Source organism: Lactiplantibacillus argentoratensis (genome assembly GCF_037290055.1).
In the GTDB taxonomy this organism is placed as follows: Bacteria; Bacillota; Bacilli; order Lactobacillales; family Lactobacillaceae; genus Lactiplantibacillus; species Lactiplantibacillus plantarum.
In genome coordinates, this window is the sequence record NZ_CP147647.1 from 2,051,604 (window position 1) to 2,063,458 (window position 11,855).

Here is an 11,855-nt window from a genome sequence, read left to right on the forward strand (position 1 = left end):
TTGCATTCCTCCTAAATTAAATAATTACTTGTACACTAAAAGCGCCTTGATAGACACCATACTTTTGAGCATCTTGACCATCGTCATCCTGAACAGTGGCTAGAAACTCCGGTGAGGTTGTCATCTTAGCGCTTATGAATTTGAAACTTCCATTCTCACTTTTGATTGATATCGGCGTTGCATTCTCCATGATGTCCATAATGGCACTGAGAGTGTTAATACAAACAATTCCGTGTGGATGTTTAGCAGTGATTGCAAATGCAAAACTACGGCGGCGGCGACCGTCATAATATCGCGTTGCCGGTCCAGCGGGTTGCAATGTATAACTCAGTGACATTCCAGGAGCATAGTCATTGCCAAGTGTTAACGTATCAAACAGCTTAACGTTAGCACTAATATAATTAGCAACCCGAACATCCAGATCAAGGTCAACTTGACTCACTACGTCGCCCCCAATCCGTGTGCCACGAGCGCTGCCCAATTGTGACCATTAACCAAATAGGCTTTATCAACCCAACCCTTTTGCGCTAACGCATGCTTAGTGTGGTTATAATTCAAAGGCCGATTCGTCACTACTTTGTGATAGCCTCTCCGCTGACCCATTGTATCCGGTGCCTTCACCATTACTTTACCACCGTACATATAGGCCGCATACGGCTCTGTCCAAACAATAGTAACGCCAGTACCGGTTTGAATTCTCGATACATGGCCAGCTAAATAACCATTTAGAAATGGCACATATTGGTCAGAATCACGCACAATCACATCTGCTAGTCGGTTTGTCAGCACATTAAGATTATTCAAACGTGTAACCAATGGTGACAAGTCTACTTTGTTAGTCATTGCAGCACCCCTTCCCAATGATGAACATGCGTGCCAAAATCATAAATGGGGTCAAGACTCTTCACAACTAATGATTGTTGGGTACTCTGTACCTGAATCTTGTCATTCAGGCTAGGTAACTTGTTTAGCGGCGCCGAGTTAGCCGAATCAATAATTAATGTATAAGCGCCAGTAACGACCTGTGTACTAGTATTATTACCAACAGATTGAACTGACACTGAAGTTGTGGGTTCAACTCGTACATGTCTAATCATGTAGTCATCAGATCCATTGCTATCTGGGCTGGTAGTCCATGAATCCTGTTTGGCTTTATTAGCGTCGTAGGGTGTCACTTTGATGGCATCATCTAACAACTCTATGGGAATTGGATCAATAATATCATCCATTTAATGCACCCCACGATACAATAGGCCGGTTGGTCGTAAGTAGTTGATTGCCGCATTGGAGCGTTGTGCCGTACCACGTGGCAGCGTTGTGGGCGCTGACTTATCATAACTAAATTTGCCTATCGTTACATGACTAATCCCTTTAGCCGATTGTTTAGCGTTAGCTAGCTCTTCAACCCCACCAGAATCAATAAACCATTCAATCTGAGCGCAGACAGCCTTCTTCACGTTAATTCGGTCAGCCTCAAGTGGCAAATCATCAAGATTATGCGAATCGAAATAATAATTTGCGTATTGATTGACCATCTCTTCGGCTCGCATTTCCAAACGTTCAAAATTAATATTTACTGGTACTTGCTCGCCAAAATAAGTGTAAGCGTAAAAATCTTGATCTACTATCGGCATCTAATCACCTCTAACCAGCAGTTACATTGGCACCATCAGTGGTTGCTGCAGCTTTAACATTTTGTGGATCAGCGGGCTTGGCAGCAAGAACCGTAAATCCCGGAACATCTAACTTGTCACTCGTTTGACTACCGTCCACATAGGCAACCTGATAGTCACCAGTAGCGACAACTGTGCCAGCTGCTAAGCCAGTAATTGCCACACTGGTTGCATCACCAGTCGCAATTGCCGTTTCATTGCCCTTTTGATAAGCCTTCAACACTTTAGCCATTCTACATTCCTCCTAAATTTAATTGCCTACTTTGCTGTGATCTTCGCACCGTCATTAGTAGGCATTGCTTTGACATTAGACGGCGACATTATTTTGACGGCGTATCAGATGCCACAGCTTTACCCTTATTGGACTTTTTAACCGTAGCATCCTTAGTACTGGTTACGTTTTGGTTAATAACAGTACCGCCTTCGACATCAAATGGATTAATGACTAACAACTTAGTGTCATCATAGATTGCAACACCATAATGTTCATCGGCATTAAACTTAGTGATCTTATGATCCATATCGCGACCCTTTTCAGAGAGAACATTCCGCTTCATGTAGGTACGCATTGCACCCGGCTTAACTGCCACAGCGGAGCCTTCTTTGATCTTACGTGACCGCACAATTTGCCATCCGAGTAACTCACCAAATGTGCCATTAATCAAGATGTTGTCGCCTAAATCAGTTGCTCGCGTCCAGTTCTCAGCAGCAGCCTTACGTAGTTTATTGACATCTTTAGGGTTCATAAACAAGACGCCGGTGGTCGGTGAATCATCTTCTACCGCGTATTCACTCGTATCATCATTAAATGCAGCTTCAATTGCATCAACCATATCCAATGACGTAACATCAACGCCAGTACTTAGCGTAAGCCGTGCTTTCATTGCAGTAGCCAAGATATCATTGTCAATCTTAGATGCGATTGCCATCGTAATTTGTCGCTGACCTTCTCCCACTGGATCTCCGTATCCGGATAGAGCGGCTTCGTCAGTAATCTTGACACCTTTACCTGCTTTCTTAATCGTGAACATGTCGGTATCTGTTGAAAGACTGGCATAATCAATAGCGCCACCTTCATCGACATCCGTCGCATCTCCGATATACTTGTATCGAGGTACAGTTACATCAGTACCTGGTCGACCTTCAAGTGTGGTGTCAACAGGTGCAATAGCGCTAAAACGGATTGCCTTAGGTAATTTAGCACTAATCATCGCAGTCATAACTTGTGGATCAATCAGGTTATCTAATACAGTTGTTTCATCTGCCATGTGTTATTTCCTCCTAATTATTTGTTAGTTTTGTAACAGCTTGCTTGTATACATCCGGGTGCTCAAGTTTCAGTTTTGCGGCTTCACCGTAGCTAATCTTTGACAAATCTGGCACCGCAATGTTATCTTGACCACCACTAAGATTTTGACCAGCAACGGCTGTTCCTTGTGCGACTTCTGCACCTTTAAACGATGGGTTTCGTGCCAAAACACCTGTTAATGCCTCATCGATTGTTTTAACTCCGTTAGCTTTATTCACCAAATCGGCCTTAGCGAGTGCCAGCGCATCACTTAAATGATCAGCATCAACTCCTTGTTTAAGAGCAGCTACTTGAGCTTCTGCAGTGTCAGCACGACTGGTTTCTTTTGCAAGCTTACTGGTAGCCTTGTCTAACTCACCGGATTTAGCCTCCAATGCACTCTGATTAGCCGCCACATCTTTATTATGCTGTTCGACGACACCTTTCAAGTCATCTTCGTTATCGAACCCAAGTGACTTTAATAATTCGGTACGCGCTTCTGTGGCTACCTGTTTAGTATCAATTGGCGTAGGAGTCGGTACTGGATCAGTAACCGGCACTGGTTCAGGTGTTGGAACTGGATTATCTTCTGCCATCTTTATTGCTCCTCTCTAAATTTAGGTATAAAAAATAAGCCTTTTAACGCCATGCTAAGGGCACTACTGTTTTTCTCGATCGTATTGACGTACTAGCCCATGCTTGTTAACAAACTGACGAGTAACTGACTGACGACGTCTCACTAATTCTTGTGCATCCGTAATATCACTTTGATCACCAAGCTTTTTAGCTGCTATCAATTTACGCTTAGCTTTTCGTACCTCACGTTCAAGTCGTCGCTGAGTCTGTTCTAATTGATACCTAGCAGCATTGTCATCATCTGACTGCTGCGGCACTGGCATTGAACCGTGGCCTTCAATATATGGAATCGTATAATGTCGGCAATTAATGCCCCCAATGCCAGTAATCGTACCGTATCCCGTTGTTGATTCAAAATCTGGATACTTGTCCGTATCACCATCCAATGAGTAGACATGGTCTTGATACTGCAAGTGGCTTGGCCGACAACCAATATGTGAACTAACTTTAACTAACGAGCCATACTGACGATACCTAAGTAACTCTGTATCATTCGTAGCACTATTAATACTTGAGTTAACCACTGTCCGCACATAGACATCTGGTGACCATTTTCGACCAGCCTTATCAACGAGTGCGGGTACACCTTGTTCTGCCCATTGCTCACTAGCTTTAGCTATTGATTTGATGGCAGTTGTACCACTATCAATTGACCGCTTTGCATCACCAACAATTCCCCTAAACATCTGATACGCATTAGCGCTCATATTACGTCTAGCAAGGTTCAGATAATTATCCGTCTCTGTTAACTGGTCATCAACAACTTGCTTAAACTGTTGCGAATCCTTGATCGAATCCACTTGCTTTCCAGTAACCTTTTTAAGCCACTTTTCAGCTTGTTTGACATTATCTTGACTAATTGTACTAAGTCTTGTGTGCAATTGCTTAGACACATGCTGTGTAGGCGAGACAGTTATTTTAGCAGCGTATTTCCGTACATCGTCCGCATGGTTAAGTAGCTCGTTTATCCATTCGTTATCCGTATCATCATGTTTAGATGCTTCATTTCCTATTAGGTTGACAATGTAAGACCAAATCAAATCTTCAACACTAGCATAGTTGTTAGCATCTTCATCCGAATAGTCTGATAAATCCCATGGTTTAAGCATCACCCTCACCATCTTTACCATTACCACCGACAACATCTTCAATTGCACCTTCAGCATTCGCTGTTTCTGCATTGATTTGGTCAAGAACCTGTTGAGCTTCAACATCAGTAATTCCATTAGCCCGCTTGATTGCTTCTAGCTGTGTCATGACGGGGTGATTGCCATTAGCTTTCATGTAATAGTCCAGATTATCATTCCGGTCTTTGGCAATCGAATCATCAAAGTTAACTGAAATATCAATATCCGTTTGGCCTGAATATTGTACACCTGGATCATTTTTAGCCAGCTCCACAATAATCTGGCACATATGTTCAATCGCTTCTCCAATCAACGTTTCATGGCTGTTTTTTGATTGATACGTATCACTATTCTCACTAATTACCGCCGTTGCTGTGATAACACCCTGTTTGCTGTCAAATGTGAACATATCCGCACTAAATCCAATTTGTGAGGAGTAGAAATGCAATAGATCATTGATTCCAGATACGATTGCTTCATTTCGCAACCCTAAGGTAATATCAGTTGGTTTAGCTGACTCGCCATCACCGCCACCCATTGTCGTGTTGTATGCCATGTAGACATCTTCAGTCCAATCGACAAAATACCGTTCCTTACCGGTTTCCGGGTCAACTTCACGCCTCAATTGATTTGCTGGTGCAACGATGCGTCGTTTGCCTTTAACAAATTCTTGGAATAGCAGGTCATAGGCTTCATCTAGTTGGCGTAACGTATCCACTGCATTCGCATAAATCGGAATACCAAGTGGACTGTCAATGTGCAAGTTGTTGGCTAGGTTGGGTTTCAGATAGATAAATGTAGGTTGCGAGTATAATTCTTTGGGATACTTAGTTGGTTTGGGTGACATATTTTTGAACGCATTTGGTAGGTCGCTCCAGTCATTGATTTTCACACCCAAATCATCAGTACTGTTAGTTGTGCTCTTGTAAATTTCATTAGTCACAACGTAGTCAGTATCTGTTTCTTCATGCCATTCCAGTAACGTATAGTAATGACTGTCACTCATGAACTTGGAGGCAATGACAGCCTCACTCACACCATTTGCATCCGAAGAAATCGGGTAGAACGCATCTGCGGTAGCGAATCGAATCTTAACTCTACCACGATCGGTATATAGCCGAATTACAATGCCACCAGTTGCGAACATATATTCTAAGTAACGTTCAAAGTTGTTATAAAAATGATTGTCCTTCAAGGTTTGCTGTACGAATTGATTCTCAACCGTTTGATAGTCCTCAGGCGATGTAGGATCATTAGGGCTCTTCGCATCCTTAGGACTAACGGTGATGACAGCCTTTTGATTGAATACTAGGCTTGCCATCTTTTTAGCAGCAACTTGTCCCATGTTTAATGACATCTTCTGACGATCTAAATAAGAGCCGTCAGGAAGCCGCTTATGGATTTTCAACCATTCAGGTGTTGACTGGTAAATATCAAACCACTTAGCAATCAATCCATACTGATCATCATCCGCCATTACTTTCTTATGGTCAGGTACACTCTGCAATTCACTAGCTAATCCCATTTTGACCAACACCCCCTTTATCCAATCGTGTATTCTATTAAACAAGGTTAGTAACCTCCCTTGTATTTCTTCGTAAAGTAGTTAGCCGCATACCGGCACTCATCCATTGCATGGTTATTTGCATCGACAGGCTTACCAGTCGCCTCATCACGAACATACATACCAAGTTCCTTAACGAAGTGATAGGAATCATAGCTCTGATTGGCTAGTCCACTATCCGGCGTATCAACTAAGACAAACTGACCATCGGCAATCAGTGATTGCTGCCGCTGAATGCCGACTTCAATTCCTTTAGAATTACCAACGTGATCATGGCCATTGTTATCTGCCTTACCAGCCTCGATACCAACTTTGATTAGCTCTTGCCGCAATGCTAATGAAGCAGGATCCACTAGTACCATCGAGTAGTGCAGCTGATATGTGCTAACGCACCACATAATGAATCTTCTCAATTCTGTTGCATATGTGCTCATCGCCTTTGTTTGTCCCGTCTCCGTGCCACTGTGATAATAATTAGCAACGCGATTTAGAACAAACTTAAAACGCCCATCAGGTTGACGGACGCGGGTAACAATATTGCAACTCATTGTTGTGGCATCATCTTGACCAGCATCACCAGTAAAGTACATTTCTACTGGCTGCCCAATTAAGGTATGGTTAGTCATACTGTCTTGGTCAAACTGGTCATAGATAATCCCTTGTGGCATAACTCTTAATCCTAACCAGTCGCGCTTATACAGATATGAATTCTTCTTAAGCTGTGCCTCCATCTCAGTCAAACGCTTGGTTGTCATCACTGGGTTATCAGACATACGCCAATGTAGCCAATGCGCATCACGTTCATCAAAGAACTTAATAATCGGGTCTTGTGGTGCTGGCGGGTTAAGGTCAGCAAGATGATAGCGATACTTAGCTGCGGCCGTTCGTCGAAAGGTCTCGTCAAGGAACTCGCGGTTTAACAAGTTGATTTCAGAATACGCGACTGAACCCAATGACATCCCACGAATAGCGTTAGCACTGTTTGACTTGGCCCCACCTTTGAAATAAATCTTCTTTTTCCCACTAGGCAGGTCTAAAGCTAAATGGTCGCCACCACGATCGCGCCTTAAATGGCTAGCGCCATCGAATATATAGGCTAGTCCCATGCCATCACCTTCAATAAACAGGTTATAGGCTAACTCTTGGTTGTAGGCACTGACTAAATGGTTCTCGTCCGGTGTTGCCAAATAGAACATTGCAAGCCGAGCATCATCCGCCGCTGTCTTACCGGCACGAATCGAGCCCTCATTCACATCAAATAGGTGGTCAAATGGAGAAAAGATGAACGTCGCTTGCTTCTTACCATAATTAATATTACTCAATGGTGTTTGCATCGTTTTCTTCCTCCTTAGGCACCAGTTGCGCTGCACCCTTCGTTAAAGCCTTAAGCAATGGATTGACATGACCAACGCCTTCAAGCTCATTAGCCTTATGCTCAACAATGCGAGCATCCGCGTTAGCTTTACGGATTTGAGCTTTGACTAGCTTATCATCGCCTGGATATCGCTTAAGTATCTCCTTGACAGCACTTATCCGGGTCTTCAAGTCTGCCTCCTTCTGGCTCTCGTATACGCCTTCCGGAGTGCTCGATATAACCGTTTCTTTCTCCTCGCCTCTAGCTATCCGGGTAAGCAATTCGACGGCCTCTCTGGCGTCCATAATGCGCTTTGAGGCTATCTCGGCCATTCGCTCATCGATGTATTTTTTGATGTCAAGTTTTGTCAAGTTTTGCTGTCCAACTGTGCGAGCTGTTTGCTTGCTGTAACCCGCTTTACGAGCCGCATCAGCAGCATTGCCAGACTTGATATACTCGTCGGCAAACTTTTGCTGTTTTGGCGTTAACTTTCGTTTCATTACATACCACCACACCTCCGTCTAATTGATATTTTCAGCGTCTAACGCTTGAGTAAGATGTCCTTAACCAATAGCCACGTTTCAGGTAAAGCCTTGACGTTTCTGTCCGTAACAATGGTACTAACTCGGCCTCCATCATAATATCCAACATCTTTATAATTGATTGGCTTTAAATAATTAATACCTCGTTGTCGTCTCATTCCCCGCATGTTGCACCTCCTTATTTTTATCCAAACGAAAAGCGCCATGCTGTTTAGCACGACGCTTCTTATCCTTGTACCACCTATCTAGCCGGGAATCGGCTTGCACCCATTCAGGCGGCTCGTACCCGTATTTGCTATGAATCATTCGTGACATTGATACCACTCCTAAATTTATGTACACAAAAAGCCCGGTTCCGACCCCGGACTTTAACTAATAGACAATGCCGGCGGCAGAGAGGAGCACATCACCCCTTATAAATCCGCCAGCTACACAGATAGCTGGATTTGAACCAACATAGACGGTTTTGGAGACCGCCATCTTGCCAATTAGATCATATCTGTAGCAAAGGGCGCTTTATAGCACCCTGCTAGTCGGCTTACCGTCGCCGGTTACCAACCATCTCAAACTATAATAATAATCAATTAGAGCTATCAGGAAAACATTTATTTGTCGCCCTAACCAATTATCGATAATACTAATTTACACCCTGAAAGCATCTATATCATACGGTATATCTACGATGTTTCTACGATTTATAGATAAGTGTGCAAATCATCTAATAAATATGTGTCAGCGAATTGCAAACACGCACGATTCTTGTAAAAATAATAACGATCATTCCCATAACCTAACTCATTCATCAACTGATAATCATATATCGCAGATTTGTCTGCGAACAACCGTTTGAGTAACACTTGACTGATGTGATCACAGCCATCAATGGCTTCACTTGTACGCCATACAACCTGTTCTGCATATAATTTACGGTATATTGTTGTTTCGGCCTTGTTATCGCTCGCAGGGGCCTTTGGCAAATCACTAACAACCGGTGACTTCAAACAGGTAATATCTTGATGGCTTACCCGTTCCATTCTTGGTAGTTCCACCGAAAGGAACCGTTTAACATTGGCAATTGTCTTCTTTTCGTCTACTTCAGGGAACAGACTGCTGTAATCCATATCTCGTACCTGCTTCATTACCCCGCCACTCCTCGCTGTGCTATAATTAAATTAATCGGATTCAATCGTAGCGCGGCCTTCAGTGGCGGCGTTTTTATTTACACCATTTATGGAGGCCAACAGTTAGCTTAAGCTGTTTTCCCTCATAATCATCAATCACCGTTTTCCGGTATTCATGGGTGGCACCATCGTCAGGCATTCCCAACAATTTCTGCATATTTTCGACAAGCTCTTCAAACTCTAGCCGCGTAAGCCACATATAGATGTTCTCTTCCGCATCGTTGTAGTCTAGCTCTAACGTATAATCTTTTGTTTCCACCTAGTACCTCCACATAAAATAAAGCTTTATTTACCGTTCTTCATAAAAGCCATCTTCCCCGTAATGCAGTCCAGAACCAGAGTCCGCATACGCAGATATCAATTTTTCAACGCCACCATACTTTTTAACTAACGGAATCGTGTCCTTATCTATGGACTCGCCGCCATCCTCAAACCACCAAGACCAACCATGTTGTAATTCCAAAATTTCAAGGTCAACTTGAGGATAGCCTTCCATATTGTCAGCCCACTTAACTCGCTTGCAACTTAGATCTGTCCAATCAGCTCCATCAAACTCATCAGTGCCAAGAACCTTATCCTTTGCTTTACCTGGAGTATTGGCAAAAACAAGAGCTCTAACTGGGAGGTCTTCGTCATATCCAATTCTGTATGCTTTCATAACATTTCACCTCTGTATAAAATAAAAGCTTTATTCAACGAAATTCTCGATTCCCAAAACAACATAACCCGGCTGCTGCTTAAAGTCAGTCATATACGTTACTTGATAAACCATCATATTGCCCGTATACACACCAAACTGTGGTACGAATTCACGCAAGATTAGCAAGTCATCGACCTGATAGTCACGGTCATTTTTTCGAATTTCAAATCTTTTATGTCCATGTGCTACATCGTTGAAATAATTTGCATACAGCTTTAAAACATGAGCTTTCATTTGTCTTCCTCCACCGTATATCCATCTAGCCACGCGCGAGCAAAAAGATCTTGATTATCAGACGGACACAACCAACTTAATATGTCGTGGATCATATCATGTGATCTGGCATGGCTAAACAACATGATATTGCCAGATAAAGATGTTTCTATGGTAGTATTGGCACGCTTGCAATCCGTAAGATAGTTTGCAACATTTTTAGGAATCACCGGTAGCTCTTTATACTTCTGCTTGAACACTTCGTCTGTAATCAGCCAACGCTCACCGTTAACGCTGGTTGCAATCCAGTCACCAACGTCTACTTTCCCTGACCCTGTTAGATATAATTCAGGGCTGCGGTGAGTTCCAAGCATTATTCCTGCGTCAATTAATTCATACTTATCAACCATCTCATTGCTTCCATCAAACTGTTCGGCCTCGATTGGCTGTTTGCGATAGAACTTCATTTTTAATCCTCCAATAGCTCCGGGTTCTCGTTAATTCTTCGCTTGATGGTTCCCCAGTCGCACTCATAGTAATTTGAAATCCAATTGATGCTTTTACCGTCTTTCAAAAATTGTTCTAATTCGTCTAAAGGCACTTTGACCGTACGGCGAATTTTTATGCCTTTTCGTTTATGGTTGGCTTTTGAACTCATTTCTATTTGTTTGTCTGTTACTACGTGTCCTTTCATATGGTGGCTATTGTGTGCTCCTGAAACCATAATTGCTAAATTATCAATTGAATTATTCATCTTGTCTCCATCAAGATGATGAATACAAAATTCTTTAGGAATATTATTAAGTACCTCATATTCCATCAGCAACCTATGAACGTGCATTTTTATCCCATCAACTGTTACTGCGGCATAGTTTCCGTATTTATAAATGTGCTTAATAGATGTCATGGGCTTTTTTGATTTCCATAAGGAAGCCTCAGTTAAAAGGATCTCATCAACTTTGCAATTGCAATCGTTGATCCATCTTATTTTTCTTTGAATTTTAACTGTCAATCAAATCACCGTCCATATGCACGTTACCAATAGCCTTGATTTCATTGCTGAAATAACACCCATCTACGTCAAATTCCTTGCTAGAAACATCCTTAGCAATCCATTTACCGTATACATAATTGCCTTTATTAACTTCAAAAGGTTTGCCAATATTCCTCTTAGTGTAAGAAATGACTGGCTGTAAAATATCGCCTTCATAGATATCCTTGCTATTCACGTCTTTCAGGCCGGTAAACTGCTCAACGCTAATATCCAAATCGTCCTGCGTTGCAACTCCATCATCAAAATAAATTTTTCCGTCACTTCCAATTAACACATCTTTTATATATTCTTTTCCTCTGTCTTCCCACGCTCTAAACTTAATCATCGTCGCCATCTCCTTGATTAGTTTCAATCCTACGAAGCCGCTAGTGTCACTCCTATAACACACAATGAAACAATAGTCAGGTAAACTATTAATGCAACTATTCCACCTTCAATAAATATATCGACTATAGATGCCACAGCAAAAGCAATTAAAAGACAGATGATTATTCCAAAGCCAATTTTATTTCTAGTGCTCATT

Annotated in this window: 20 protein-coding genes and 1 tRNA gene; all 21 read right to left on the minus strand. The window is 42.3% G+C overall.

The genetic code is table 11. From position 1 onward, the window contains the following. Window positions 1-16: 16 nt before the first annotated feature. Window positions 17-442: a hypothetical protein gene (locus V7R88_RS09830; protein ID WP_015380612.1), complete on the minus strand. Its 426-nt coding sequence runs from the start codon at window positions 440-442 to the stop codon at window positions 17-19. Continuing rightward, a complete protein-coding gene (locus V7R88_RS09835) occupies window positions 442-843 on the minus strand; it encodes a minor capsid protein (protein ID WP_046947889.1) in 402 nt (133 codons plus the stop codon). The genes V7R88_RS09830 and V7R88_RS09835 overlap by 1 nt, the downstream gene beginning before the upstream one ends. Next, a complete protein-coding gene (locus V7R88_RS09840; RefSeq protein ID WP_106904684.1) occupies window positions 840-1,229 on the minus strand; it encodes a putative minor capsid protein in 390 nt (129 codons plus the stop codon). Before V7R88_RS09840 ends, V7R88_RS09835 begins: the two co-directional genes overlap by 4 nt. Beyond that, entirely contained in the window at window positions 1,230-1,634 is a 405-nt protein-coding gene (locus V7R88_RS09845; RefSeq protein ID WP_338816185.1) for a hypothetical protein, read from the minus strand. A 10-nt stretch (window positions 1,635-1,644) separates the two neighbouring features. Continuing rightward, entirely contained in the window at window positions 1,645-1,905 is a 261-nt protein-coding gene (locus tag V7R88_RS09850) for a hypothetical protein (RefSeq protein ID WP_015380616.1), read from the minus strand. An 88-nt stretch (window positions 1,906-1,993) separates the two neighbouring features. Then, window positions 1,994-2,941 carry a N4-gp56 family major capsid protein gene (locus V7R88_RS09855; RefSeq protein ID WP_015380617.1) on the minus strand — a complete coding sequence of 316 codons (948 nt, stop codon included), beginning with the start codon at window positions 2,939-2,941 and terminating at the stop codon, window positions 1,994-1,996. A gap of 13 nt (window positions 2,942-2,954) precedes the next feature. After that, on the minus strand, window positions 2,955-3,557 hold the full coding sequence (locus tag V7R88_RS09860; RefSeq protein WP_338816186.1) for a hypothetical protein: 603 nt from the start codon (window positions 3,555-3,557) through the stop codon (window positions 2,955-2,957). A 63-nt stretch (window positions 3,558-3,620) separates the two neighbouring features. Further along, window positions 3,621-4,706, minus strand: coding sequence for a phage minor capsid protein (locus V7R88_RS09865; protein ID WP_338816187.1), 1,086 nt, complete (start codon window positions 4,704-4,706; stop codon window positions 3,621-3,623). Further along, window positions 4,699-6,249 (minus strand): phage portal protein, encoded by a 1,551-nt coding sequence (locus V7R88_RS09870; RefSeq protein WP_338816188.1) that lies wholly within the window; start codon window positions 6,247-6,249, stop codon window positions 4,699-4,701. Before V7R88_RS09870 ends, V7R88_RS09865 begins: the two co-directional genes overlap by 8 nt. Window positions 6,250-6,296: 47 nt before the next feature. Continuing rightward, a complete protein-coding gene (locus tag V7R88_RS09875) occupies window positions 6,297-7,622 on the minus strand; it encodes a PBSX family phage terminase large subunit (RefSeq protein WP_338816189.1) in 1,326 nt (441 codons plus the stop codon). Next, complete coding sequence (locus V7R88_RS09880; RefSeq protein WP_338816190.1) at window positions 7,603-8,142, minus strand: terminase small subunit; 540 nt, start codon at window positions 8,140-8,142, stop codon at window positions 7,603-7,605. Before V7R88_RS09880 ends, V7R88_RS09875 begins: the two co-directional genes overlap by 20 nt. Window positions 8,143-8,319: 177 nt before the next feature. After that, the gene (locus V7R88_RS09885; RefSeq protein ID WP_338816191.1) at window positions 8,320-8,499 is read right to left on the minus strand and encodes a hypothetical protein; all 180 of its coding nucleotides are present in this window, start codon (window positions 8,497-8,499) and stop codon (window positions 8,320-8,322) included. A gap of 116 nt (window positions 8,500-8,615) precedes the next feature. Further along, window positions 8,616-8,687 (minus strand) — tRNA-Trp (locus V7R88_RS09890). Between the two features lie 192 nt (window positions 8,688-8,879). Continuing rightward, a complete protein-coding gene (locus V7R88_RS09895) occupies window positions 8,880-9,323 on the minus strand; it encodes an ArpU family phage packaging/lysis transcriptional regulator (RefSeq protein ID WP_015968485.1) in 444 nt (147 codons plus the stop codon). A gap of 76 nt (window positions 9,324-9,399) precedes the next feature. Further along, a complete protein-coding gene (locus V7R88_RS09900; protein WP_338816193.1) occupies window positions 9,400-9,624 on the minus strand; it encodes a hypothetical protein in 225 nt (74 codons plus the stop codon). 30 nt (window positions 9,625-9,654) lie between these two features. Then, a complete protein-coding gene (locus tag V7R88_RS09905) occupies window positions 9,655-10,023 on the minus strand; it encodes a hypothetical protein (protein WP_338816194.1) in 369 nt (122 codons plus the stop codon). A gap of 30 nt (window positions 10,024-10,053) precedes the next feature. Beyond that, window positions 10,054-10,299 carry a DUF3850 domain-containing protein gene (locus V7R88_RS09910; RefSeq protein WP_338816195.1) on the minus strand — a complete coding sequence of 82 codons (246 nt, stop codon included), beginning with the start codon at window positions 10,297-10,299 and terminating at the stop codon, window positions 10,054-10,056. After that, window positions 10,296-10,745, minus strand: coding sequence for a DUF1642 domain-containing protein (locus V7R88_RS09915; RefSeq protein WP_338816196.1), 450 nt, complete (start codon window positions 10,743-10,745; stop codon window positions 10,296-10,298). Before V7R88_RS09915 ends, V7R88_RS09910 begins: the two co-directional genes overlap by 4 nt. Before the next feature lie 2 nt (window positions 10,746-10,747). After that, complete coding sequence (locus V7R88_RS09920) at window positions 10,748-11,290, minus strand: HNH endonuclease (protein ID WP_338816197.1); 543 nt, start codon at window positions 11,288-11,290, stop codon at window positions 10,748-10,750. Next, on the minus strand, window positions 11,280-11,657 hold the full coding sequence (locus V7R88_RS09925; RefSeq protein WP_338816198.1) for a YopX family protein: 378 nt from the start codon (window positions 11,655-11,657) through the stop codon (window positions 11,280-11,282). Before V7R88_RS09925 ends, V7R88_RS09920 begins: the two co-directional genes overlap by 11 nt. Window positions 11,658-11,686: 29 nt before the next feature. Beyond that, window positions 11,687-11,854 (minus strand): hypothetical protein, encoded by a 168-nt coding sequence (locus V7R88_RS09930; protein ID WP_338816199.1) that lies wholly within the window; start codon window positions 11,852-11,854, stop codon window positions 11,687-11,689. Window position 11,855: the final 1 nt, after the last annotated feature.